This window comes from Candidatus Fukatsuia endosymbiont of Tuberolachnus salignus, assembly GCF_964030845.1.
Taxonomy (GTDB): Bacteria; Pseudomonadota; Gammaproteobacteria; order Enterobacterales; family Enterobacteriaceae; genus Fukatsuia; species Fukatsuia symbiotica.
The window spans coordinates 1,451,528-1,476,802 of record NZ_OZ034983.1; the positions used below are offsets into that span (position 1 = coordinate 1,451,528).

At 42.2% G+C, this 25,275-nt stretch carries 19 protein-coding genes and 1 pseudogene; 9 read left to right on the forward strand and 11 right to left on the reverse strand.

The genetic code is table 11. The annotated features are described in order from the left end of the window. Positions 1 to 28: 28 nt before the first annotated feature. From AAHH42_RS07240 to tig, 6 genes are all read right to left on the reverse strand, one after another. The gene (locus AAHH42_RS07240; RefSeq protein WP_072549726.1) at positions 29 to 415 is read right to left on the reverse strand and encodes a ComEA family DNA-binding protein; all 387 of its coding nucleotides are present in this window, start codon (positions 413 to 415) and stop codon (positions 29 to 31) included. A 142-nt stretch (positions 416 to 557) separates the two neighbouring features. Beyond that, positions 558 to 2,441 (reverse strand): peptidylprolyl isomerase, encoded by a 1,884-nt coding sequence (gene ppiD / locus AAHH42_RS07245; protein WP_342221964.1) that lies wholly within the window; start codon positions 2,439 to 2,441, stop codon positions 558 to 560. A gap of 86 nt (positions 2,442 to 2,527) precedes the next feature. Next, complete coding sequence (gene lon, locus AAHH42_RS07250; protein WP_342221965.1) at positions 2,528 to 4,885, reverse strand: endopeptidase La; 2,358 nt, start codon at positions 4,883 to 4,885, stop codon at positions 2,528 to 2,530. Between the two features lie 182 nt (positions 4,886 to 5,067). Continuing rightward, a complete protein-coding gene (clpX, locus tag AAHH42_RS07255; RefSeq protein WP_342221966.1) occupies positions 5,068 to 6,342 on the reverse strand; it encodes an ATP-dependent protease ATP-binding subunit ClpX in 1,275 nt (424 codons plus the stop codon). A gap of 274 nt (positions 6,343 to 6,616) precedes the next feature. Next, on the reverse strand, positions 6,617 to 7,285 hold the full coding sequence (gene clpP / locus AAHH42_RS07260) for an ATP-dependent Clp endopeptidase proteolytic subunit ClpP (RefSeq protein ID WP_342221967.1): 669 nt from the start codon (positions 7,283 to 7,285) through the stop codon (positions 6,617 to 6,619). A gap of 174 nt (positions 7,286 to 7,459) precedes the next feature. Continuing rightward, on the reverse strand, positions 7,460 to 8,761 hold the full coding sequence (gene tig / locus AAHH42_RS07265) for a trigger factor (RefSeq protein WP_342221968.1): 1,302 nt from the start codon (positions 8,759 to 8,761) through the stop codon (positions 7,460 to 7,462). A 463-nt stretch (positions 8,762 to 9,224) separates the two neighbouring features. Between tig and AAHH42_RS07270 the strand changes: the two genes are divergently transcribed. The 3 genes from AAHH42_RS07270 to AAHH42_RS07280 all read left to right on the forward strand — a co-directional run bounded on the left by AAHH42_RS07270 (position 9,225) and on the right by AAHH42_RS07280 (position 11,949). Then, on the forward strand, positions 9,225 to 9,953 hold the full coding sequence (locus tag AAHH42_RS07270; protein WP_072549731.1) for a 1-acylglycerol-3-phosphate O-acyltransferase: 729 nt from the start codon (positions 9,225 to 9,227) through the stop codon (positions 9,951 to 9,953). Between the two features lie 173 nt (positions 9,954 to 10,126). Further along, positions 10,127 to 10,819 (forward strand): hypothetical protein, encoded by a 693-nt coding sequence (locus AAHH42_RS07275; RefSeq protein ID WP_342221969.1) that lies wholly within the window; start codon positions 10,127 to 10,129, stop codon positions 10,817 to 10,819. A 527-nt stretch (positions 10,820 to 11,346) separates the two neighbouring features. Next, positions 11,347 to 11,949: a hypothetical protein gene (locus AAHH42_RS07280; RefSeq protein WP_342221970.1), complete on the forward strand. Its 603-nt coding sequence runs from the start codon at positions 11,347 to 11,349 to the stop codon at positions 11,947 to 11,949. On the opposite strand, the pseudogene AAHH42_RS07285 reads toward AAHH42_RS07280, so the two are convergent. Next, positions 11,934 to 12,607: pseudogene (locus tag AAHH42_RS07285) on the reverse strand (shikimate 5-dehydrogenase). The gene AAHH42_RS07280 and the pseudogene AAHH42_RS07285 sit on opposite strands and share 16 nt — an antisense overlap. 109 nt (positions 12,608 to 12,716) lie before the next feature. Between AAHH42_RS07285 and AAHH42_RS07290 the strand changes: the two are divergent. The 6 genes from AAHH42_RS07290 to rfaC all read left to right on the forward strand — a co-directional run bounded on the left by AAHH42_RS07290 (position 12,717) and on the right by rfaC (position 19,032). Then, positions 12,717 to 13,709 (forward strand): lysozyme inhibitor LprI family protein, encoded by a 993-nt coding sequence (locus AAHH42_RS07290; RefSeq protein WP_072549734.1) that lies wholly within the window; start codon positions 12,717 to 12,719, stop codon positions 13,707 to 13,709. A 209-nt stretch (positions 13,710 to 13,918) separates the two neighbouring features. Beyond that, positions 13,919 to 15,430: an inorganic phosphate transporter PitA gene (gene pitA / locus AAHH42_RS07295; protein ID WP_072549735.1), complete on the forward strand. Its 1,512-nt coding sequence runs from the start codon at positions 13,919 to 13,921 to the stop codon at positions 15,428 to 15,430. 58 nt (positions 15,431 to 15,488) lie between these two features. After that, positions 15,489 to 15,935 (forward strand): universal stress protein UspA, encoded by a 447-nt coding sequence (gene uspA / locus AAHH42_RS07300; RefSeq protein ID WP_072549736.1) that lies wholly within the window; start codon positions 15,489 to 15,491, stop codon positions 15,933 to 15,935. Between the two features lie 78 nt (positions 15,936 to 16,013). Further along, the gene (gene rfaD, locus AAHH42_RS07305) at positions 16,014 to 16,949 is read left to right on the forward strand and encodes an ADP-glyceromanno-heptose 6-epimerase (protein WP_072549737.1); all 936 of its coding nucleotides are present in this window, start codon (positions 16,014 to 16,016) and stop codon (positions 16,947 to 16,949) included. A gap of 56 nt (positions 16,950 to 17,005) precedes the next feature. Further along, a complete protein-coding gene (gene rfaF / locus AAHH42_RS07310; protein WP_072549738.1) occupies positions 17,006 to 18,067 on the forward strand; it encodes an ADP-heptose--LPS heptosyltransferase RfaF in 1,062 nt (353 codons plus the stop codon). After that, positions 18,067 to 19,032 (forward strand): lipopolysaccharide heptosyltransferase RfaC, encoded by a 966-nt coding sequence (gene rfaC, locus AAHH42_RS07315; protein WP_072549739.1) that lies wholly within the window; start codon positions 18,067 to 18,069, stop codon positions 19,030 to 19,032. The genes rfaF and rfaC overlap by 1 nt, the downstream gene beginning before the upstream one ends. A 145-nt stretch (positions 19,033 to 19,177) precedes the next feature. Here rfaC and rpsT read toward each other — a convergent pair whose 3' ends face one another. The 4 genes from rpsT to carB form a co-directional block, all read right to left on the reverse strand. Beyond that, positions 19,178 to 19,441 (reverse strand): 30S ribosomal protein S20, encoded by a 264-nt coding sequence (gene rpsT / locus AAHH42_RS07320; RefSeq protein WP_072549740.1) that lies wholly within the window; start codon positions 19,439 to 19,441, stop codon positions 19,178 to 19,180. A 267-nt stretch (positions 19,442 to 19,708) separates the two neighbouring features. Next, a complete protein-coding gene (gene eptB / locus AAHH42_RS07325; protein ID WP_072549741.1) occupies positions 19,709 to 21,382 on the reverse strand; it encodes a kdo(2)-lipid A phosphoethanolamine 7''-transferase in 1,674 nt (557 codons plus the stop codon). Positions 21,383 to 21,444: 62 nt separating this feature from the next. Further along, positions 21,445 to 21,954 (reverse strand): type 3 dihydrofolate reductase, encoded by a 510-nt coding sequence (folA, locus tag AAHH42_RS07330; RefSeq protein WP_072549783.1) that lies wholly within the window; start codon positions 21,952 to 21,954, stop codon positions 21,445 to 21,447. Positions 21,955 to 21,968: 14 nt separating this feature from the next. Then, positions 21,969 to 25,268, reverse strand: a complete 3,300-nt coding sequence (gene carB / locus AAHH42_RS07335) for a carbamoyl-phosphate synthase large subunit (protein ID WP_342221971.1) — start codon at positions 25,266 to 25,268, stop codon at positions 21,969 to 21,971. Between the last annotated feature and the right edge of the window lie 7 nt (positions 25,269 to 25,275).

Genomic DNA, 25,275 nt, shown 5'->3' on the forward strand with positions numbered 1-25,275 from the left:
GGGGCATGGGATAAGTGTCACATCCCTCTTACAATGTTAGTTTAGCGCTATTTTGTTGTAGGAATACGGGTCCTATACCTGAAACTTCCCGTAATTGATCTAGCTCGGTGAAAGCACCGTATTGCTCACGGTATCTGACTATCGCTTCAGCCTTTTTGATACCAATGCCATTAAGAGATTTGGCTAATTGTTCTGCTGTAGCGATATTGATATTAATACGTTCTAATGAAGTGTCCTCCATCTTGGCACCAGGATTTCCTTTGACTCTATTTTGCTCTTTTGGTAGCGAATTAGCGGGCGTTGCCATATTTTTATCTGAAATACCGGTACTAACCGGTGCAGCAACAACACCGGAAGTTGAACCCAAAATCCCCAGTAACCATGTTAATAGTAGTCGTGTACGAATGTTCTTCATGTTGTTGTATCCTCCATGTGTTTGACAACATGCTTACTGTGCCGCAGCCTGTTTTTCCCCGCAATTAGCAGCGAACAAATATGAGAGAGGCCGCTAAAGCGGCCTTACTTGGTTACATGGTTTTGCAGAGGTAATGTGATACTTACTGTGATTGTCGCTCGGTCGCACCTATTTTTATGGTCGCTTGTTGATGCAGATTCGCCATTAATGTCGCAAAAGTTATTCCGCTGGCACCCTGCTGCATCTGGCTGATAAAGGTTTTCATCTCGTCCTGAGATAATTTACCTGGAATGACATTCAGTAATTCGATCAATACCACGTTGCCTTGACGATCCTGAGATAAACCATATACCGGCTTATTTTTTTGTGGCGGTGCTAACCTGAAGATGGCTTTCGTCAGTAGCTCATCATCTGCGGAACGGGACAGAGTTTTTTTCTCAGTAAAACTCAGATCTACGGTTTTCATCGCGGCGGCACCTTTGTCTTGTTTTAACGCCGCCAGAATTTTTTCACCCTCAGCTTGAGCGAATTGCTGTGCTTTTTGACGTTTAACTAATGCGGTTATTTCGTTATGAACCTGCTTGAAAGGTTCTATTTTTTCAGCTTTATGCCCCGCTACACGAATAACAAAAGCTTTATCCCCTTCGACAGTAATGACGTCAGAATTACCACCGGCTCTTTCCTTTGTTCCGATTAAAGTATCATCGAACATTGTTTGTATTAAGGGTTTAAAGTTTAGTTCGGCAGGAACAGTTGCACGCGTGAACCAGCCAGTCTGTTGGGCTTTCGATCCTGCCGCTTTTTCAGCAGACGCCAATGAATCGTTATCGTTGGTGGCCGCTGCACTCACTTTTTGTTGTAACGCGTAATAAGCGTCTAGCGCTTTTTCCTGTCTCACTTGCTTAGCCAGTTCAATTTGTATTTCACTTAATGGTTTGATCTGCTCTGTCTGAATATCGTTTAAACGTACCAACAAATATCCCACCGAAGATTTTATGACACCTGAAAGTTGCCCTTTTTCGGTTAAATTCGCTTGTTTTAACTCGTCAACGGTGGTTTCAGGTTGTAACCAACCCAAGGCACCCCCTTTTTTGCGCGAGATAATATCGGTTGATCTCTGTTTGGCCAGTGTTGCAAAATCAGCACCGTTTTTCAGTTCAGACAAAGTAGATTCTGCCTCTTTTTCGGTTTTAAACTGAATCACACTGAAGTTTTTACGTTCCGGCTGCTTGTAGTTATCTTTATGTCGATCGTAATAAGTTTGAATATCCTTTTCATTAACTATAATTTTGTCTTGTATCGCCGCTGCATCTATCTCAATGAAGCTAATTTTTATTTCTTCCGGCGCGATAAAATTATTTTCATTCTGATCGTAATAAGTCTGCAGTTCTGCTTCGGTTACTTTCTGTCGAGTCTGTAATTTATTGATATCGAACGTTGCGAGACGAACACCACGTTGTTGTAAAATCAGTTTAGATGTGGCTTCAGCTTCTTGAGGCAAAATAAATTCACTGTCACCCACCGCTTGTAGCAATTGTTTCATGATTACCTGTTGACGCTGTAGCCGGGCAAAGTGTTCGGCTGTATATCCCATGCTAGTAATCAGGTTAAGGTATTTAGCATTATCAAATTTATTATTCGTCTGAAAATAAGGAATCTGGCGAATCGATGCTTTTACTTGTTCGTCACTGACCGTTAAACCAAGCTTTTCAGTATATTGATCGAGTAATGTATTGTTGATTAACTGTTCAAGTGCTTGCTGGCGTAACTGCTGCATGTAACCTTCGTTACCCGCTAGGGTGGAGAATTGTTCGCCTAATTGCTGTTGTAAACGAGAACGTTCACCTTGAAATACCTCCTCTAACTGTGCACGGCTAATTTTTTTGCCATTAACTTTAGCGGCATAATTGTCAGTCTCGTCTATTAGGTAGCCGCTGACACCGGTTAGGATAAAGGAGAGGATAATTAAGGCAATAATGATCTTGAGGGCGACATTGTTAGTAGCCGCACGTAGCTTTTCCATCATAAGGTGACAATACTCCGCTGTGTATAGTAGCTGGTAAGTCTATTTGACTTACCAGCATTAGCGCTATCAATATTTATCGCGCACCATCACTCTTTTAAGGGGATAGGCTGTGCACCAAAAGGAGGATTTTGCAATGCTAAAGTTAAAACATCGTCGATAGCTTTCACTGGATGGATACTGAGGTCAGCGATCACATTATTGGGAATTTCCTCCAGGTCACGTTTGTTTTCATCCGGAATCAATACTGTTTTGATGCCACCACGGTGCGCTGCCAGTAATTTTTCTTTTAAACCACCGATAGGCAATACCTGACCTCGTAATGTGATCTCACCCGTCATCGCAACATCCGCACGTACTGGATTACCAGTCAGGCAAGAAACCAACGCTGTACACATCGCGATACCAGCACTTGGGCCATCCTTTGGGGTCGCCCCTTCTGGAACATGTACATGAATATCGCGTTTTTCGTGAAAATCAGCGGCGATACCCAGTTTGTCAGCACGGGCGCGTACCACCGTTAATGCCGCTTGAATGGATTCTTGCATCACTTCACCCAGTGAACCGGTGTAACTGAGTTTACCCTTCCCTGGAACGCTGGCTGTTTCGATAGTGAGTAAATCGCCTCCCATTTCTGTCCAGGCGAGTCCGGTCACTTGTCCGATTCGATTTTCTGTATCCGCTCTGCCATAGTCAACTTTTTGCACACCGAGGAAATCTTTCAGATTATCCCCGTTGATTTCAATCTGTTTGAGAGGTTTTTCCATCAACAGCTTTTTCACCGCTTTGCGGCACAGTTTGGAGATTTCACGTTCCAGACCACGCACGCCTGCTTCTCGGGTGTAAAAACGGATAATGTTGATAATGGCACTGTCTTCGATCGTCAATTCAGCTTTTTTAACCGCATTGCGTTCAAATTGTTTTGGCAGTAGATGCTGTTTGGCAATATTGAGTTTTTCATCTTCGGTATAACCAGAAAGGCGGATCACTTCCATACGATCCAACAGTGGCGCAGGAATATTCATTGAATTAGAGGTTGCCACAAACATTACATCAGACAGATCGTAATCGACTTCAAGATAGTGGTCGTTAAACGCCACATTTTGTTCTGGATCAAGCACCTCTAATAACGCCGAAGCTGGATCACCACGCATATCAGCAGCCATTTTATCGATTTCATCCAATAGAAAAAGCGGGTTTTTCACCTTTACTTTAGCCATTTTCTGAATCAGTTTACCGGGCATGGAACCAATATAAGTCCTGCGATGGCCACGTATTTCAGCTTCATCACGCACGCCCCCTAGTGCCATACGCACATATTTACGGCCAGTCGCTTGGGCGATAGATTGACCGAGAGAGGTTTTGCCCACTCCCGGCGGGCCGACCAAACAGAGAATGGGACCTTTTATCTTATTGACACGGCTTTGTACGGCGAGATATTCCAAAATGCGTTCTTTAACTCGCTCCAAACCATAATGATCGGTGTCCAACACTTGTTCTGCTTTAACCAAATCCTTTTTAACCTTACTGCGACTATTCCAGGGTACTTGCAACATCCAATCAATGTAACCGCGTACGACTGTTGCTTCTGCCGACATCGGTGACATCATTCTCAGCTTTTGCAACTCAGTTTCGGTTTTTTCACGTGCATCTTGTGGCATTTTTGCCGCTTCAATTTTACGTTTTAGCATCTCCTGTTCATCAGGAGCATCATCCATCTCTCCTAATTCTTTCTGAATCGCCTTCATTTGTTCATTGAGATAGTATTCACGCTGGCTTTTTTCCATCTGTTTTTTTACACGGCTACGGATGCGTCTTTCAACCTGTAACAGATCGATTTCTGATTCCATCATTGCCAGTAAATATTCAAGACGCTCAGTCACTGAAAACATCTCAAGTACAGCCTGCTTGTCAGTTAACTTCAATGGCATATGAGCAGCAATAGTATCAGCAAGGCGCGCTGCATCTTCGATACTGTTTAAAGAGATTAAAACTTCAGGAGGAATTTTTTTATTAAGTTTTATGTAACCTTCAAATTGATTAATGGCTGTGCGCATCAAAACCTCTTGTTCGCGCTCATCCATCAATGCCGGTTTCAGATATTCAGCAAATGCTGCAAAATGCTCACCGCTATCTGAAAGTGTCGTAATATTCGCTCGCTGTAATCCTTCTACCAGTACTTTTACCGTGCCATCGGGCAATTTCAGCATTTGTAAAATAGAAGCTACGGTACCAACAGAAAATAGATCCTTGATGCAGGGTTCGTCCGTTGAAGCTTCTTTTTGTGCAACTAACATGATTTTTTTATCACGATCCATCGCAGCTTCTAGGCAGCGAATCGATTTTTCTCGACCCACAAACAGTGGGATCACCATATGGGGGTAAACCACCATATCACGCAATGGCAATACAGGGATTTTTATGCGTTCAGAACGCTCAGGGTTCATAGAACTCTCTCTTAGCTTATTGCCTGATTTATAAGAAATCTCATGAAACACGGGTCGTCACGAATTTCACTACATAGATTTCTGAGTATATTGGGACGAAAACATGAGATTCAACAATAACGACGTGAGGAAAAAGAAACGGAGGATGAGATCCCCCGTTTTACATTAACTCTTTGGATTAATTACTCACCCATCGCTTGAGCTTCAGTATTACGGTAAATCAACAACGGAGAAGATTGACCAATGATAGCTGATTCATCCACTACTACTTTATCCACTATTTCCATTGATGGTAGATCGTACATAGTATCCAGTAATGCCGCTTCAACAATAGAACGCAAACCACGTGCGCCTGTTTTACGTGCCATTGCTTTTTTGGCAATCGCTATCAATGCATCTTCACTGAACTCAAGCTCGACACCTTCCAGGTTGAACAGCGCTTGATATTGTTTTGTCAACGCATTTTTCGGCTCTTTTAAAATCTGAATCAATGCATCTTCACTTAATTCACTGAGTGTTGCTACCACGGGCAAACGCCCTATAAACTCAGGAATTAAACCAAATTTAATCAAATCTTCTGGTTCGGCCTGTTTTAATAATTCACCTTCACTTGCCTTCTCAGATGCATTTTTCACCGTAGCGCCAAAACCAATACCGGTACCGGTATTCAGACGTTGACCGATAACTTTATCTAATCCGGCAAAAGCTCCACCGCAGATGAAAAGAATTTTTGAGGTGTCAACCTGTAAGAACTCCTGTTGTGGATGTTTACGCCCCCCCTGTGGGGGTACTGCCGCAACAGTGCCTTCGATCAGTTTCAACAGTGCTTGCTGCACACCTTCCCCGGAAACATCACGGGTTATTGATGGGTTGTCTGATTTACGTGAAATTTTGTCAATTTCATCAATATAGACAATACCCCGCTGTGCTTTTTGTACATCGTAATCGCATTTTTGCAACAGTTTTTGTATAATATTTTCTACATCTTCCCCTACGTAACCAGCTTCAGTCAGGGTGGTCGCGTCTGCCATAGTAAAGGGCACATCCAAAAAACGCGCCAAGGTTTCTGCTAACAGGGTTTTGCCGCTACCAGTAGGACCGATCAACAAAATATTGCTTTTACCTAGCTCAATGCCGTTGCCAGTATCACCGTTACGCAGGCGTTTGTAATGGTTGTACACCGCAACAGCCAATGCTTTTTTCGCCGGGTCCTGTCCGATAACATAGTCATCAAGATGATGGCGAATCTCCCGTGGTGTCGGCAACGCGCTTCGTTCTTTGTGTGGCGGAGCAATTTCTCTGATTTCCTGGCGAATGATGTCGTTACATAGATCGACACATTCGTTGCAAATATATACCGCTGGCCCAGCAATCAACTTAAGTACTTCATCTTGATTCTTGCCACAGAAAGAGCAACATAGCAGCTTTCCCGACCCCCTTTTGCGCTTCTCTGTCATCAATAAACCTCTTCTTTTTTTTAGTCCCTACCACCGCAGAATAAACACCGCAGCAAAGTAATCGTTCAAATTATCATTTAATATTGCATTATCACAAAGCATGACGGCTAATCCTGCTGATACCGCTCAAATAACCCGCGATTTGTACTGGAAAGTACTTGTACCACAACATTTTTACTGCAGTATATCGGATCGCCGAAATAAATCGTTGGTCAGGGTGCCATAATACACAACACATACGTAGCGGATCATACCTTGTAACAGCCGAAGAAGATTATTTTTTACTTTTTTTGACACTATTGGTTCTACTAGTGTCAGGTAAAGCTCGATGATCTAATACACTGTCTATTAAACCGTATTTTACTGATTCTTCAGCAGACAAAAAGTGGTCACGTTCTGTATCTTTTTCTATTGTTTTAAGTGTTTTACCTGTGTGTTTCGCCATAAGTTCATTCATGCGTGTTTTTACTTTTAAAATTTCTTGAGCATGAATTTCTATATCGCTGGCTTGACCTTGATAACCACCCAACGGTTGGTGAATCATCACACGAGAATTGGGTAAACAATAACGTTTGCCTTTTGCTCCAGCGGTCAACAGGAAAGCGCCCATTGAGCACGCTTGCCCGATACACATGGTACTGACATCAGGTTTGATAAACTGCATGGTGTCATAAATAGACATCCCCGCCGTAATTACGCCGCCTGGTGAGTTGATATACAGAAAAATATCCTTTTCTGGATTTTCGGCTTCCAAGAATAACATCTGAGCTACAATCAGATTGGCCATGTGATCTTCAACTTGACCGGTCAGAAAAATAACGCGTTCTTTCAATAAACGCGAATAAATATCATAAGCACGTTCCCCACGCGAAGTCTGCTCTACAACCATTGGCACAAGAGCCATGTTCGGTACAAATTGATTTTGCTTTCTGTTGTACGACATTATCGTCTCCTAATAGAGTTTTAACACCACTAATCATCGATTCTACTTGAGATAATCAGCAATGACCAATGGTTAACGAGACAAACAAAAAAACCCGGAACCAATGGCGACGGGCTTGATGGGTTGAGTATTCATTTACACTAAATATTAATTAGTCAAATACATTAAAAAATATTATACAACAGCAGACGGATTCATCAGTTGACTGAAGGTGGTTACCTTTTCGCTTACTTTGGCTGTAGCCAGGATCGTCTCTACTACTTTTTCTTCCAGAACCACATTACGCATATTGTTTATAAATTCTTTCTGATTGCTATAAAAGCTAACGACTTGTTGTGGATCTTCATAGGCAGATGCCATTTCTTTAATCAATTCCTTGACACGATCTTCATCGGCTTTCAGCTCATTTTTTTGGATCACTTCAGCGAACAGTAAACCGGTAACAACTCTATTTTTAGCTTTGTCTTCAAACTGTTTGCGTTGTTCTGATGTCACTTGCTTGGCATCACCGCCAAATTGTACGAATTGCTCGATAAGAGAATCAACCTCGCTGGCAATCAAAGTTTTTGGAACTTCAATCTTATTTGCCTTAGCCAATTCCTCGATAACTTTAGCCTTAACACGGCTACGTATCGTGCTTCTCAGCTCACGTTCCATATTTTTACGGACTTCAGCATGTAAACCAGTCAAAGAACCATCAGCTACGCCGAAATCTTTAATGAATTGTTCCGTCAACTCTGGCAATTGCCGTCTTTCAACTTTTTTCAAGTCGATAGCAAATTCAGCTAATTTACCTTTCAGATTTTCAACATGATAATCTTCAGGGAAATTCACTTTTATGGTAAATTTTTCGTCGACTTTACGACCGATGATACTTTCAGCAAAGCCTGGGATCATGTCATTTTCACCGATCACTAATAGGAAACCAGATGCATGTCCCCCCTCAAACTCTGTGCCGTCAATAGAACCGGTAAAGTCAAGTGTGACCTGATCTTCCGCCTGTACAGCCGCTTTTGTTTCTTGCCAACGTGCTTGTTGTTTACGCAAAGTTTCTAACATATTATCAACATCTGCATTACTGATGGTAACAATCGGTTGTTCTATTGTAATGTTTTCTAGACCTTTCAGCTCAATAACCGGACAGACTTCAAATTCTACTGAATAAGTAAAATCTTGTCCCTTTTTGTATTCACCTGGAAAATAAGTCGGTGAACCAATAGGGTTGATGTTTTCTTGATCAAACGCCTCAACAAAATGGCGAGACATCAGCTTACTGAGTACATCCTGAGAAACAGAAAAACCGAAATGCCGTTCGACAATATTCATTGGTACCTTTCCTTTACGGAAACCATCGATACGAACAGTCTTAGCCCTATTAGCCAGCTCGCTTTGTACTGCTTTTTCAATATCACCAGCAATAATCGTAATGGTCATGCGCCGCCCAAGTCCTTGAGTGGTTTCAACAGAAACTTGCATCTTGCTTACCTCAAAAATATTACAGTGTTCGGTCAACTACAGAATCCTACATAAAAACAACAATATAAGCTAACATTGTCAGCGTTTTCTAAGAACTGAGACAACCACATGACAAAACCGAGTGTCCCAGATATCAGAAGTCTCCCGAAACTATTTTGGAAAAATAAAACGCGCCATTATAGCGAGGTGTGAGATATGAGTCGAGCAACCTGGTAGATTTCACAACGTAGTCTATTCAATAACTGAGCAGCCAATCGGTTTAGCGTCAGTTTGGCCAAGCGATTCCATATTGAATTAACGTGGTTCTCGTCAATAAAAACAATTCTTGCTATTTACCTGTTTACTTTGAGGGGAGGCTGAATGGTAAACTAATGACTTCAGGCAGTAAATGAACATATTGAGCACATTTTTAACGAAGTATCAGCGAATACAATAGATTTCGAACAGGTTCTAAGAGGAAGTTATGTTATTAGTTTTACGTCTGCTACTGGCGATTTTGTATTGTCTTCTTATTTGTGTTTTTGGCTCCCTTTATTGTTTGTTTAGCCCACGGGATCCTCAGCATGTTGCTCGTTTTGGGCGCTTATTTGGTCGGATGTCAACGCTGTTTGGTATCACCGTAGAACAACGTATGCCACAAGGAGCCGCTCAGTGTAACAATTGTATCTACATTGCTAATCACCAGAATAACTATGATATGGTCACTACGGCAAAAGTCACCCCTCTTGGTAGTGTCACCGTCGGCAAAAAAAGTTTGCTGTGGATCCCCTTATTTGGGCCAATATATTGGTTAACCGGTAATTTACTGATAGATCGTGACAATCGGACGAGGGCGCACGGCACCATAGCTCAAGTGGTGGATCAAGTTAAAAAAAGAAAGCTTTCCATTTTGATGTTTCCTGAAGGAACCCGTAGTCGTGGGCGAGGCCTGCTACCCTTCAAAACTGGCGCTTTCCATGCCGCCATTGCTGCCGGTGTGCCTATTGTGCCAATTTGTGTTTCCAATACTCATGGTAACATTAATTTAAATCGCTGGTCTAATGGGCGGGTGATCGTTGAAATCATGCCGCCGATTGATACACGTTGTTACAGTAAGGAGCAGGTACGTGAACTAACTGATCATTGCCGTAATCTCATGTTACTAAAAATAAAGCAATTAGATGAAGAAATAGCGGCACAGACCCCGCTGTAAACAAGTAATATTTTTTCCCGTTCATCATTTCTCTCGTGGAATGAACTACTGCTATTTCTCTACAAAATATAAATTAGTATAAAATATTATAATTTATAATATTTTATATGATAATTTCAATATTAATATGTAAATTATAGGCTTGAAAAATAAAAATAAATCACGAGGGAAATATGTCTAATAAAAATAAGAGTCGAATTATACAAAATTTATTAAAAAAAACTAACGGAATCAGGGTAGTCAATGATTCTATTGCCGAGGTGAAAATCACAAATGATCATGCTTTTTATAAATTAATTTGCGAAAAAGCAGCTCATTTCGATTATTCAGTTAAACAGTTCAATTTATTGTATTTTAACATTTATGAAGAAATGATGAAAAGATCTTTTACTATTCTGGAAATAAATAATCACTGTGAAATAAATAATATTCCAGTATTTAATATGGATGAGCTACTGACTTTAATACCGAAAGAAACTAGAAAAAATTATATTGATTATCAAAGGAATACAATAAGAAATGATCAACATGAATATCTTTCCAATAAAGTGAATATTGTGGCTTCCTATATAGAGATAGAGGCAGAGTCAATAGCTAATTGTAGCCATCAAGATTATATTGTTGATTCTGATATTTATTATAAGTTTATCTATAAAAAGCTTTGTAATAGTGAATATACATACACCGAATACAATACATTGTATGAGGGGATCTCTGAAGAGTTGGTGCATACTAATCTTGATATTGACGAAATTATAAAAAGATATGATGAATATGGTATTACACCGCCAACAGAGGATGAATTAAAAGGATTAGTAAAAAACAGGAAGACACCCGATCGGGCAATCACTTTAAGAAGAAAATAATCTTAGATTTTCAAGGAAGAATCAATATAAAAATTGATGGAACAAGTGATGATCCTACGGTTGTTACAGGCACTAACGAATTAAATTTTAATATTGATCTATTTCATAATAGATCTTCTGAAAATTCCCAAGATAAAAATAGAGAGGGCATCCTCAATAATAAAGAGCTTCTAAAGGCATTAGAAAATACGGTAAAAACATTCAATGATGTTTTTGGAATAAAAAAGGACAATAACCCATTTAAAGTCTATGGAAATATTGCTAATTTCAGACTGTTTTTATTTGAAGATTCTGCAATTTATCAAGATTATTTAAACCTTACCTATGATGATACTATTTCTGGTTTTGATTTAACGGAAATATCTGATAACAATTATATTAGCAACATGTATTTGTATTATGGCAACGTCCAGTGTGATGCTAATGGAGAATGGGATTACTGGCGTTATAACTATATTATAAAACACGAGTTTATTCATGCATTAACCTTTTGCTTGACGGCTAGGCTAGATATTGGAAAAGTTCTCATGAAAGGTTTAGCAGAATATACTACACTTCTGACAGAAGGGGACAACATCGCTGATTTTACAAATCTGGTTGAAGATGAATATAAAAATTATTCTTTAGAGAAAATAATCAAAGGAAAGATTGATCCTTATAAAACAGGTATCACGGTCATTGCCTATCTTGAACAGAATTACCCAGACTTTATGGACAACTTGCTTTACGCTGCAACAGAAGATGGAAAAACGCTGGATGGTCACCTTTATTTTAAGCAAATGATGCAGGATATTTATGACAGTGAAGCAGATAAAATTCAACATGGAGGAGGATTTTCACATTGGGTACAAACCAGCTCACAGGTAAAAGGTAATGTTACTGTGTCATCCAGTGATAACAGGGTGCCCGTGCCACAACCCCTGTTAATAACGCAAAAAGTTGACCCACAACCGGGTAGTGAAGATCTTTTAAGCAATGAGTATTTTTCAGGCATGCTCGTGGAACAGTCAGATTCGTCTACTCCTACTTACTATAATACCCGGTTACCACGGGCAGATGTCTCTCGTCTAATGAACTCAATGCATCATTTTCCTGACAAAGAACCACAGGGTTCCTATGCCAGTTTCTGAGCGTGAGCGGTAGCTTGATCAACGAAGAGATCACTGGGGCGTACACCAGTGTAGAGTGCAAATTGCTCTCGTGCTTGAATAGCGATCACTTCGCTGCCACTGATGATACGCTTATTATGTTGTCCAGCGTAGCTGAGCAACGGCGTTTCGTTAGCAACCATATCAAAGATTGTCTGTGCATTCTTCATCGTCAGCTCGGTAAAAGCCAATGATGTTGCTGTTGTACTGGTTGCCATCCCCATAGGGGTAGCATTTATCAACATCTCGGCAGTCAGAGCCCCCACCTCTGGCTGCCATTGATAATTGTAATGTTGTGCCAAGGTCTTCCCCGTTGATTGATTGCGCGCAACAATGTGTCCTCGCCTGAAACCGCTATCTCGCAATGCCGCCGTCACCCAATCGCTTTGGCTGAATTATCCAATTGATCTAAAAAAGGAATACAGCTTTCTTTAAATGGCATCGATACCGCGCAACCTCGGATACCTAGAGCGCGTATACCATTTACGGCAGCCTCGATATCGGTGGTGGTAAAGGCTTTGTAGATATAATTAAGCGCTAATTTTTCATAAAGAAAATTATGGAACCGGGTGCCGAAATTTCCTGGATTTCCAGCCAGGGAAATACATAACTGAGTATCTTTGTTGATATTAGTATTCATCATCGTTCCTTATTTGAGAAGGTATGTTTATTATAAGAGATGGAGTAGAATGCACTGTCATTGTAATGCTACTTAATTTTTGACCTATTTTCATTAGGCTTATAAAAATATGAAGATTGTTTATTTCCATTTAGTATGTTGGCTATTTTATGGCCTTATTTCATATTCTGCTCTTGCTATGCCTTGTCAAAGTGTATCGACGCCGGTCGAATATACAATATGTAATAATGATAATTTACGATGGTTAAATGATGTACTCTATGATATTTACCAAAAAGTTCTTGTTAATAAAAATACACAAGAAGTTTACCAGCAACATTTAGATTGGTTGAAAGTACGTAATAGTTGTACCACTGATGGTTGCATTGAACGGGCTTATTATCAGGGGATCGCTTTACTTTCCGATGTTGATGACAAATTTGACTGGGCAGGTAATTGGTGGAATTTAACCGCGACTAATGGCAGTGGTGGCAACATACAGATTAATGAAGTGAGCCAGTGGACAGCTTGTATGAACAGCAATATTTGGGCAGGAATTAATCATGGCAGCTATCGGGCTGAGATCCGGAAAACAGCAGGCTTAGGTATTGTTAATCATATCGCCGATACCAGCGATTGTCAGTTACTGTTGATCCCGCTGAAAAATGCTTCTATTGAGGTTTATAGCAATGCTGATTGGGGCTGTCAATTGTCGATGCCGAAAGATGTTTTTATTGACGGACATTATACTCATGCGGATAAAGATCCGCGGTCTGAAGCCACATTATTTTCTCTTGGTATTTTTACTGAAGAATATTTGGATAAACTGTTCAAGCAATTGGTAAGTGATTACTATAGCCGTTTCGTTAAAACAGCAAATGTTTATGTTTACAGTAATGATTTGGATAATATGGGTGCGAAAGTATTGTCATTATGGGTGAGGGGGATGGCAAATAAACAGGCGGCGATTATTATGTATACGCCCGGTGGAAAAATATGGGCAGCCTGTGTTGAACCTGATCGTTTGGGAGAATTAAAGGTAAATTATTGGAGTAATGTTTCTACGGATAAAAATAAGATGCCAAAGACATTGACCGTATGGCAGCAAAATTTTATCGATTAAATGGCAGCAAAGGATGTTGATTTTTGGAGCACGTTAAAAAATAGCAATGAGATAAAAATAAGGTAACTTGTTGATATAAAATATAGATATTCCATATAAAGTGACGAGGAGCCGAGCTAAAGAAAAAAAAGGTTATATTTTTCTTTTCCCTAACCCCCATTGTCGCAGATAATGGAATGCGTTGATGTCCAAAAATGGCGTAACATTATATGCTGCATCTTTTTGCTGGTCTTGATTTCCATACTGGCCTAATGTTGGTTCTTGCTCTGTTTTTTGTACTATTTTATGAAGCCATTAACGGTTTTCATGATACCGCTAATGCTGTTGCAACAGTGATATATACTCGTGCGGTACGTTCGCAAGTTGCTGTTGTCATGGCGGGGATATTTAACTTTCTTGGCGTGATGCTGGGTGGTTTAAGTGTCGCTTATGCTATTGTTCATTTGCTGCCGACCGATTTGCTACTCAATGTGGGCTCAGCCCACGGGCTAGCGATGGTTTTTTCTATGCTACTGGCAGCGATTATCTGGAATCTTGGTACTTGGTATTTTGGTATACCTGCTTCCAGCTCGCATACACTGATTGGTTCTATCATTGGTGTAGGATTAACTAATGCCTTGATAACCAGTGCATCGATTGTCGACGCATTAAATGTTCCCAAGATGATACAGATCTTTTTGTCGTTGATTTTATCCCCTTTGGTAGGGTTGATTATCGCGGGCCTGATGGTATTTCTACTACGCCGTTATTGGAGCGGAACGAAGAAACGCCAACGTATTCATTTAACACCTACCGAACGTGAAAAAAAAGACGGCAAACGTAAGCCACCTTTTTGGACACGTATCGCCTTGATCGTTTCCGCTATCGGCGTTAGTTTTTCTCATGGTGCTAATGATGGTCAGAAAGGGATTGGTCTGATTATGCTAGTATTAATCGGTATTGCACCGATGGGGTTCATCGTGGATATGAACGCCACCAGTTACGATATTGCACGTACACGTAATGCGGTGACTAATCTGCAACAATATTATCGGCAGCATAGTACCGAGTTAGCTCCGGCTATCGAACCCAAGCTCTTGACTCCTCTTCCGACTCCAACCACAGTGAATACAGCAGTGAATACCACGACGCAATTTCACTGCGACAGCGTCTCGGTTATTCTGGCACTTGACCATGCAGCTACCTTATTGAATAATTTGCAAAGTTATGATCGACTGAATGCAGATCAACGCGGTCGTATGCGTCGTTTGCTGCTGTGCGCAGCGGAAACCGCAGCCATCGCCGCTAAATCACCTGAGACCAGTGCTGAAAATCGGCGTTTTTTGCATGATCTGCGTAAAGATTTACTCGAAACGGTGGAATATGCTCCCACCTGGATCGTCGTCGCCGTCGCTTTGGCGCTTTCGTTGGGAACAATGATCGGCTGGAAACGTGTTGCGGTAACTATCGGTGAAAAGATCGGTAAAAAAGGCATGACCTACGCCCAAGGTGTTTCGGCACAAATGACGGCAGCGGTTTCCATCGGCATTGCTAGTTATACAGGTATGCCGGTTTCCACCACTCAAGTACTTTCTTCGGCGGTTGCAGGTACTATGCTAGTCGGTGGTAGTGGCTTACAAAATAAGACGGTGAAAAACATTACACTAGCCTGGATTTTGACCTTGCCGATTTCTATCGTGCTTTCTGGAACATTATATTGGATAGCGTTGATGTTCCTTTAGAGCCTATTCGAAATCGTAATGAGCGATGTTCACTTAATTTTATGGAAGGAATAGATATATGGCTTATAAACATATTTTGATTGCGGTTGACCTTTCTTCCGAGAGTAAAATGTTAGTGGAGAAAGCCGTTTCTATCGCCAGACCCTATGATGCAAAAATTTCTCTTGTCCACGTAAATGTTAACTATACAGCGCTTTCCTCCAGCCTAATGGACGTACATATTGGTGATATGCAAGAGTCTATTTCTGAAAAAACTGATGATGCATTAAAGCAATTAGCGGACGAGGCAGGTTATCCTATCGAACAAACACGAAACGCCAGTGGTAGTTTGGTGTCGGCTTTGGTTAAGATTATTGAAGAATGCCGTATAGATTTAGTCTTGTGTGGTCACCATCAAGACGTCTGGAGTAAGTTTGTATCTTCCGCTCGTGAGCTGATCAACTCCTTGCCGGTCGATATGTTGATCGTGCCGCTACTCGAGGTTAAAGAAACTGAAAACAGTTAGCTCTATGTTGAAAAGGATTAACTGTATTAGATCGTGTAACATGGTGCCTAACCGAAAGAATTAGCAGGAGTGAATACAATGATTATCGTCACTGGAGGCGCCGGTTTCATTGGCAGCAATATCATTAATGGGCTGAATAAGGAAGGGTATAAAGATATTTTAGTGGTCGATAATCTAAAAGATGGCACCAAGTTTATTAATTTGGTCGATCTCGATATTGCCGATTATATGGACAAGGAAGACTTTATCGCTGGCATTGTTGCTGGAGACGACATGGGCGACATTGATGCTGTTTTCCATTTGGGAGCTTGCTCTTCAACCACTGAGTGGAATGGCAAGTATATAATGGATAATAATTATCAGTATTCCAAAGATATCTTGCATTTTTGCCTCGATAACGATATTTCTTTTTTATACGCCTCTTCCGCTGCTGTCTATGGTAATCGCACAGATAATTTTATCGAAGAGTGTCAATATGAAAAACCTCTTAATGTATATGGTTATTCTAAATTCCTCTTTGATCAATATGTACGAGGCATTTTACCTGAGGCGGTTTCACAGATCTGTGGTTTTCGTTACTTTAATGTTTATGGTCCACGTGAAAGCCACAAAAATAGTATGGCGAGTGTTGCTTTTCACCTGAATAATCAAGTCAATGCGGGTGAGAGTCCTAAATTATTCTTCGGTAGTGAAAATTTTAAACGTGATTTTATCTACGTGGATGATGTCACTGCAGTGAACCTCTGGTTCTGGAAGAACGGTATTTCTGGGATTTATAACTGTGGTACGGGTCATGCGGAATCATTCCAAACGGTAGCTGACTCGGTGGTGGAGTACCATCAGAGTGCACCAGTGTCATACATTGAATTTCCTCAACAACTAAAAAAGCGCTATCAAAGCTTTACGCAAGCTAACCTGGGTAAACTACGTGCCGCCGGTTATGGGGAACCTTTTAAAAACGTCTCTGAAGGCGTGAAAGAATATTTAACCTGGCTCAATATCCTTAATGATTAAGGATACAAAGTGAATGTGTAGCACCCATGATCACAGTAAGGAAGGAGATAAATGGCATGAAAATACTGGTCATCGCTCCTTCATGGGTTGGCGATATGATGATGTCGCAAGGCATGTACCGCACGCTCAAAGTAAAACACCCGACAGCAAGGATCGATGTAATGGCGCCTCAGTGGTGCCGTCCATTATTAGCGAGAATGCCGGAAGTGAATCAAGCGTTACCGATGCCACTGGGCCACGGTGTTTTAGCGATTAGTGAACGCCGCCGTTTGGGTATATCTCTACGTGAAACCCAATATGAGCGTGCCTACATATTGCCTAACTCATTCAAATCAGCGTTAGTGCCTTTTTTTGCCAATATTCCACAACGTATCGGTTGGCGTGGTGAGATGCGTTATGGCTTACTCAATGATATTCGTGTGTTGGATAAATTGGCTTTCCCAATGATGATACAACGCTATATCGCGCTGGCTTATGATAAGCAAAATGTACGTTCAGCCGCCGATTTGCTACAGCCGTTGCTCTGGCCGCAATTGCAAGTTCGGGATGAAGAAATCTTAGAAATAACCACCCTATTTGACCTTACTGATCAGCGCCCTATTATCGGCTTCTGTCCTGGTGCTGAATTTGGCCCAGCCAAACGCTGGCCCCACTACCATTATTCTACATTAGCCCAACAACTCATTGATAATGGTTACCAGGTTGCTTTATTTGGCTCAGCAAAAGATCATCCAATTGGTGAACAGATCCGTTTGGCCATCAACAAAAATAATCACCATAACTGTTTGAACCTGGCAGGTCAGACTTCACTTGAACAAGCGGTGGTACTGATCGCCGCCTGTTGCGCTCTGGTGAGTAATGATTCAGGATTAATGCATATCGCTGCCGCCTTGGACAAACCCCTCGTTGCTTTATACGGACCAACCAGTCCAGATTTTACTCCGCCATTGTCGAAAAAAGCCAAGGTGATCCGTTTAACGACTGGCTACCACAAAATACGTAAAGGCCCTGCTGCTCAAGGCTATGATCAGAGTCTGATTGATATCACACCCGAACAGGTTATGACAGTCCTTAACCAGCAATTATCATCTGAATTTCCAGCAAAAAAGGCTTATTGATGCACATTCTCCTGGTTAAGACTTCGTCAATGGGCGATGTGCTGCACAGCTTGCCAGCGCTGACCGATGCGCTGACCGTTATCCCCACGCTGCGTATCGATTGGGTAGTGGAAGAAAATTTTCGTCAAATTCCCAGTTGGCATCCAGCGGTTGATCACGTGATACCGGTAGCCATCCGCCGCTGGCGTAAAAGCTGGTTTAGCAGTAATACCCGTCAAGAACGTGATGCTTTTAAGCAGCAAATACAACAACGTCATTATGACCTTGTGATTGATGCACAGGGTCTGATGAAGAGTGCCGCGTTAATTACTCGCCTAGCCAGGGGAATAAAACATGGTCTCGATTATAGAAGTGCACGAGAGCCTTTAGCGAGCTGGTTTTATCATTATTGCCATCATATTGATAGACAACAACATGCAGTAGAACGTATCCGTCAGTTATTTGCCCAAAGCCTTCATTACGATAAACCTCAAAGCGACGGTAATTATGCGATTGCTCAGCGTTTTTTACATACGTTGTCCGCTGATGCAGGGCAATATTTAGTATTTTTACATGCAACAACGAGAGCCAATAAACATTGGCCGGAGACGCACTGGTCTCGACTGATTGAATTGGTACAACCGACGGGTTTAAAAATTAAATTGCCTTGGGGAGCAGAACACGAATATCAGCGTGCTATACGTTTAGCCGCTTCTTTCCCTCATGTGGAAGTATTGCCTGAGCTTCAGTTGCAACAAATCGCTGAAATTCTGGTTGGAGCCAAAGCCGTGGTTTCCGTTGACACCGGGCTAAGTCATCTGACTGCGGCCTTGGATCGTCCCAACATCACGTTGTTTGGTCCAACAGATCCTGGTTTGATTGGTGGCTATGGGAAAAATCAAAATGCGGTGCTCTCCGAGCAAAAGAAGATGTCTACTCTCTCAGCCGCCACTGTCATGGCTAAATTGGAAAAAATCATTTTGTGAATAGCTTACAAGGGGATACGTTACGGTCCTACAAGCTTATCATGCTAATAGATAAACTATTTAGTAGGAACAAAAAAGCCGATCAGAGATCGGCCTTTCTTCAAGGATCTATTACACCTGATTTTTTTCTTCTGAACAGCGCTTATCAAAGCATTTTCTTGATTTGCTTTGATAAGTTTGACTTATGACGTGCTGCTTTATTTTTGTGGATAAGACCTTTGCAGGCATGACGATCCACTATAGGTTGCATCTCTTTAAACGCTTCTTGCGCGGCAGCTTTATTGCCCTTGGCAACGGCGGCATAAACCTTCTTGATAAAGGTACGGACCATCGAACGACGACTAGCATTATGCTGACGGCGCTTTTCAGATTGTTTAGCGCGTTTCTTAGCTGATTTGATATTAGCCAAGGCATGACTCCCAAATATATTCTACCGAAGACAACTCAAAGGCCAGAAACCTACTCTCTTAGCCTTTGTTTGTCAATGAATTTGTGCAAACAAGCGCCTTTATGTACGGACAACACTTGCTACCTTGCAGTGGAACGCGATTCTATCAGTTTCGTTCTATGGAATACAGCGTTGTGAATAAGAAAATTCGATCTACCGTAACAATCCTGGTTTTTCCTCGTCTGAACGGAGCTCATGACGATTTCAAACAGATCCCAAGAGTCTTAATTATTTTGGCGACAGGTGACACCAGTTGTTTTTTTCCACGATCCCTCCATCCGGCGAACTGTAGCCCAAGCAACCCAAAATACTATCAAACAATTGAGTCTGTTTTTTCCTCGCATCAAGGCGCTGTTGATCTCGCAGTCGATCAAAATGTGCTCTATGTTGTGGCTCCTGTAAATACTGATCAGAAGCCCAAACAAGTATAGGTACTCGAAACTGTTCCGCGGGTGCAACCTCACGAGGCGTACTGTGAAAAAAGGCATTTTCATCAATTGACTCGCCATGATCCGCGGCATAAAACACGATCGCTTTCTTATTCCGTACCTGATCAATAACTGCTTTGATAAAGGCATCAACATAGCGCACCGTATTATCGTAAGCATTAATCAGTTCAGCTTTACTACAAAAAGCATCGGTGCCCATACATTCCGGCTGGTAATAAGCGAAACTACGTGGATAACGCTGAGAATAATTATAATGTGAACCGATAGTATGCAATACCACCAGGTGCTTACCCTTTGGATAATGCGTTAGAGACTTCCATAATTCATTCACCAGCATCATATCTCGCATCGGTTGATTGTCATCACGTTTTTCAGCAGCAAGTAACTCACGGAACGAATAACTATTAGCATTCAGCAAACTGTAAAACCAGAGATCGCTTTGTATCGAGAATGCTTCAGAGGTAAAACCCAATGATCTCAACACAGCAAAGACATTTTGTTCTTTTAAGGTACGTTGTGGATCGTCTGCCGTTCCCCCTTCACGTACAAACATACAGCGAAGTGACAGCCAGGTCGCGGTATCACAGGATTGCCCTTTAAATGCTACTAAATTCTTTTCTCGAGAAAGAAACGGCGTGGTATCGCGAGAGTAACCCAATACACCCATATGATCCCAGCGTGTGGTTTCACCAATGATAAACACCACATAAATATCATCGATATCTGCTGGTGCCACATATTGATATTGATCCGTTGGATTTAGCAGAGAAGTTTGGTTCTGGATTTGATGAATTTGCGTATAAGTAAACAAAGCAAGAGGCGTTAGCCAGTTAGCAGGCAGATAGGAATGCGCCACAACACCCCCGTAGCTGGGTACCTCGATGTTATGCTTCTTCGCGTATTCTTTATGTACGTAACCCATGAATTTCAGCGGCAGCCAAACCAATAGACTCGTCACAACCAGTAGCAATAAAGATCTTAAACGCTGACCCGGTGTTTTAATCTTCTCAAGTAGAGTAAATTTTAGCGGAGGGTACCAGATAAGTAACAAGGGCAAAGTGCTAACCAACAACATCCAGATAATAAAATGGTTGCTGATCATCTCCTGGGCAAGCGTCCGATCGAGGGTCATAACCGATGCAACCACACCGTATCCGATCACTACGTTAAAAAAAGTCATATAATAACTAGCAGCAACAGACATTATCGCCAACAGAGTCGCAAATACCCGGAAAAATAGTCGCCCACCCAGTGAAGCCAAGCGCATCAGAAAAAAAGTCAATGAGGTAATGGCGACCATTTCAGTCAAAACTGAAAAAAGGCTAATCCACCCAAGACCAAGCTCTAACGGATTAAATCGCCGATAAAAAACCATACTATTCAACAGAATACCAATGTATATCGCGAGCAAAAATGAAACCTTTGATTGAGACAGTGATTTAAGAAGCTGCATCCCTCGGTACTCCGATTTTTTAATCTTGAATTCGCAGTACTCACTACGGTTCTGCAAGAGGTCTATTTTAAAATTTCACGCCGTTCAAGGATCTCAAAACAATAACGATAAGCATTGGTCTCATCCGCATTACAAGACTTTGTAAACGATCTACGCCATTCATTGGCTGAATAATATGGAAAGTAAGTATCACCTGTCACTTCGGCATCAATATGCGTTAAATAAAGTCGATCGGCGTACGGCAGAAATTGAGTATAAATGTTGCCGCCACCCACTATCATCACCTCTACCGCATCTCCCGCTGTCGTATTTTGTGCTACAGCTAACGCCTGCTCAATTGAAGTCACCCAGGTCACTCGATGATCACCGCCCGACTGGCTGCTTAGTATAATATTTAAACGCTTAGGGAGAGGACGCCCAATGGATTCGAAGGTTTTACGTCCCATCACGACAGGTTTACCCAGCGTATTCGCTTTAAACCATGCGAGATCGGCCGGCAAATGCCAAGGCATCGCATTCGTCATACCAATTACGCGATCCTTCGCCAACGCAGCGATCAGACTGATCATCATTTTATTCGCGGTGTTCATTTAATTTCGTCATGCATTTCTTGCACTGAAATAACACGTTCGGTCGGATCAGCATTGAGCGCCATTGTGGTCGCAAAACCGCCGTTTAGCGTGGTGTCATAATGCACCTTATACTGTAAAGCACTACGGCGTAGTAATTTAGAATCTTCAATCGCTTGACGCCCCGCTGTTGTATTCACAATATAAGTATATTCTCCATTTTTAATTCTATCCTGAATATGTGGACGTCCCTCACAGACTTTATTGACTAAACGCGGGTTAATCCCAGCCTCTCCCAACACGATTGCCGTACCATGTGTTGCATCCAGCTCAAAACCTTGTGCTAGTAGCTTGGCCGCCAGATCAACCACCCGCGCTTTATCACCCGCCCGTACAGATAACAACACACGTCCTCGTTTTTTTATCCCGGATTGGCTCGCTAACATCGCTTTAGAGAAGGCTTCAGAAAAGGTTCTGCCCACACCCATCACTTCGCCGGTTGAGCGCATTTCGGGGCCTAAAATCGGATCAACGCCCGGGAATTTATTAAAGGGCAACACAACTTTTTTTACCGAATAATAAGGTGGGATCACTTCAGCTAATACACCCTGTTGCGTCAATGATTGACCGACCATGACTCTAGCGGCAATTTTTGCTAAGGGCACACCGGTCGCTTTAGAAACGAAAGGGACGGTACGGGCAGCACGCGGGTTAACTTCAATCAAGTAAACTTCTTGATTTTTTACCGCAAATTGCACATTCATCAAACCTCTGACACAGAGCTCAAATGCGAGTTTTTCTACCTGCTGACGCATAGTATTCTGGATTTCCTGGCTCAGAGTATAAGCCGGTAATGAACAGGCAGAATCACCAGAGTGTACACCTGCCTGTTCAATATGTTCCATGATACCGCCAATCAGCACACGTTCACCGTCACAAATGGCATCGATATCGACTTCAACTGCATCATCTAGAAAACGATCGAGCAATACTGGCGCATCGTTAGAAACATTCACCGCATTTTGGAAATAACGACGTAGATCCTGTTTATCGTAAACGATTTCCATTGCTCTTCCCCCTAGTACATAGGAAGGGCGTACCACCAGTGGATACTCCAAGACATTGGCTTTTTCAACCGCCTGCTCGAGTGTGGTAACGGTGGCATTAGCCGGTTGTTTTAAACCCAAGCGATTAACTGCCTGTTGGAAACGTGCTCGATCTTCTGCGCGATCAATTGCATCAGGATTCGTGCCGATGATAGGCACGCCGGCAGACTCTAACTCACGCGCCAATTTCAGTGGTGTTTGACCGCCATATTGCACAATAACACCCTGTGGCTGTTCGATCCGCACGATTTCCAATACATCTTCCAAGGTGACAGAATCGAAATAAAGTCGATCGGAGATGTCGTAATCCGTTGAAACCGTTTCCGGGTTACAGTTCACTATAATGGTTTGATAACCGCTTTCACGCAATGCGAGGGAAGCATGTACACAACAATAATCGAATTCAATACCCTGACCAATACGGTTAGGTCCACCGCCCAGAATCATGATTTTCGGTTGATTATGGCTGGGATTAGATTCGCATTCTTCCTCGTAGGTTGAGTACATATAAGCGGTGTCAGTGGCAAACTCCGCTGCACAGGTATCAACCCGTTTATAAACCGGATGAAGAGCAAATTTGTGGCGCAATTTACGTACTTCACTTTCAGAAACACCGACTAATTTTGCTAAACGTGCATCAGCAAAACCTTTACGCTTCAGTTGGCGTAAAAATACAGCATTGAGACCGTTGATACCACATTCAATGACGCTTTCTTCTAAACGCACCAACTCTTCAATTTGTATCAAAAACCAGCGATCAACATTCGTCAGATTGAAAACACCATCAACCGACATACCTGCACGGAAGGCATCAGCAATATACCAGATGCGCTCAGCACCGGCTTCTTTCAGTTCACGACGGATTTTGCTCAGCGCCTGGGGATCATCCAAACTAATCTTGGCATCAAAACCTGTTGCACCGATTTCTAATCCACGCAAAGCTTTTTGCAATGATTCTTGCTGATTACGTCCAATGGCCATCACTTCGCCTACGGATTTCATCTGTGTTGTCAGACGGTCATTAGCCCCGGCGAATTTTTCAAAATTAAAACGTGGAATTTTAGTGACGACATAATCGATGGCAGGCTCGAAAGAAGCAGGAAAAGAAGCAAAGCTTACTGTATTTTGCGGGTTCTGAGTGACAGTTTGCTCACCACCTTTGCGCAAAATATCTGCCGACGTACCGCCACCTGTGATGTCATTCATCAATTCATCCAGCGTATAGCCCACAGCGAGTTTAGCGGCAATTTTTGCAATCGGGAAACCGGTCGCTTTTGATGCCAATGCGGAAGAACGTGAAACACGCGGATTCATTTCAATCACTATCAGCCGGCCATTTTTAGGATTAACCGCAAATTGTACGTTAGATCCTCCGGTTTCTACGCCAATCTCACGCAATACTGCCATTGAAGCATTACGCATGATTTGATATTCCTTATCGGTCAACGTCTGTGCCGGCGCAACAGTGATGGAATCACCGGTATGGATCCCCATCGCATCAAAATTTTCGATCGAGCAGACAATGATACAGTTGTCATTTTTATCGCGAACCACTTCCATTTCATACTCTTTCCAGCCAATGAGTGATTCATCGATCAGCAATTCTTTGCTGGGTGACAGATCCAGACCACTTTGGCAAATTTCTTCAAATTCTTCGTGGTTATAAGCTATCCCTCCACCGGCACCACCCATAGTGAAAGAAGGACGAATAATGCAGGGGAAACCGACCTCAGCCGCCACCGCTAACGCTTCTTCCATATTATGTGCAATACCGGAACGTGCGGTTTCCAGGCCGATTTTTTTCATCGCGATATCAAACAAACGGCGATCTTCTGCTTTATCAATAGCCGCCGCAGTGGCACCTATCATGGTAACACCAAATTCAGCTAAAACACCTTTATGTTCCAATTCTAAAGCACAGTTCAAAGCCGTCTGTCCGCCCATTGTCGGTAACACGGCATCTGGGCGCTCTTTTTCGATGATTTTACGTACCACTTCCCAATGGATTGGCTCAATATAGGTGGCATCCGCCATTTCAGGATCAGTCATAATGGTTGCCGGATTGGAGTTAAGCAGGATCACCCGATAGCCTTCCTCCCGTAGTGCTTTACAAGCCTGAGCGCCGGAATAATCGAATTCACAGGCCTGACCAATAACAATAGGCCCTGCGCCTAAAATCAGGATGCTTTTTATATCTGTACGTTTTGGCATGATCTGT

Coding starts and splice junctions, on each gene's coding strand:
- AAHH42_RS07280 (WP_342221970.1), top strand. CDS start 11,347: ATGAAAGGTTTAGCAGAATATACTACACTTCTGACAGAAGGGGACAAC.
- tig (WP_342221968.1), bottom strand. CDS start 8,761: ATGCAAGTTTCTGTTGAAACCACTCAAGGACTTGGGCGGCGCATGACC.
- eptB (WP_072549741.1), bottom strand. CDS start 21,382: ATGCAGCTTCTTAAATCACTGTCTCAATCAAAGGTTTCATTTTTGCTC.
- AAHH42_RS07275 (WP_342221969.1), top strand. CDS start 10,127: ATGTCTAATAAAAATAAGAGTCGAATTATACAAAATTTATTAAAAAAA.
- pitA (WP_072549735.1), top strand. CDS start 13,919: ATGCTGCATCTTTTTGCTGGTCTTGATTTCCATACTGGCCTAATGTTG.
- rfaC (WP_072549739.1), top strand. CDS start 18,067: ATGCACATTCTCCTGGTTAAGACTTCGTCAATGGGCGATGTGCTGCAC.
- AAHH42_RS07270 (WP_072549731.1), top strand. CDS start 9,225: ATGTTATTAGTTTTACGTCTGCTACTGGCGATTTTGTATTGTCTTCTT.
- clpP (WP_342221967.1), bottom strand. CDS start 7,285: ATGTCGTACAACAGAAAGCAAAATCAATTTGTACCGAACATGGCTCTT.
- ppiD (WP_342221964.1), bottom strand. CDS start 2,441: ATGATGGAAAAGCTACGTGCGGCTACTAACAATGTCGCCCTCAAGATC.
- folA (WP_072549783.1), bottom strand. CDS start 21,954: ATGATGATCAGTCTGATCGCTGCGTTGGCGAAGGATCGCGTAATTGGT.
- carB (WP_342221971.1), bottom strand. CDS start 25,268: ATGCCAAAACGTACAGATATAAAAAGCATCCTGATTTTAGGCGCAGGG.
- clpX (WP_342221966.1), bottom strand. CDS start 6,342: ATGACAGAGAAGCGCAAAAGGGGGTCGGGAAAGCTGCTATGTTGCTCT.
- AAHH42_RS07290 (WP_072549734.1), top strand. CDS start 12,717: ATGAAGATTGTTTATTTCCATTTAGTATGTTGGCTATTTTATGGCCTT.
- rfaD (WP_072549737.1), top strand. CDS start 16,014: ATGATTATCGTCACTGGAGGCGCCGGTTTCATTGGCAGCAATATCATT.
- lon (WP_342221965.1), bottom strand. CDS start 4,885: ATGAACCCTGAGCGTTCTGAACGCATAAAAATCCCTGTATTGCCATTG.
- uspA (WP_072549736.1), top strand. CDS start 15,489: ATGGCTTATAAACATATTTTGATTGCGGTTGACCTTTCTTCCGAGAGT.
- rfaF (WP_072549738.1), top strand. CDS start 17,006: ATGAAAATACTGGTCATCGCTCCTTCATGGGTTGGCGATATGATGATG.
- AAHH42_RS07240 (WP_072549726.1), bottom strand. CDS start 415: ATGAAGAACATTCGTACACGACTACTATTAACATGGTTACTGGGGATT.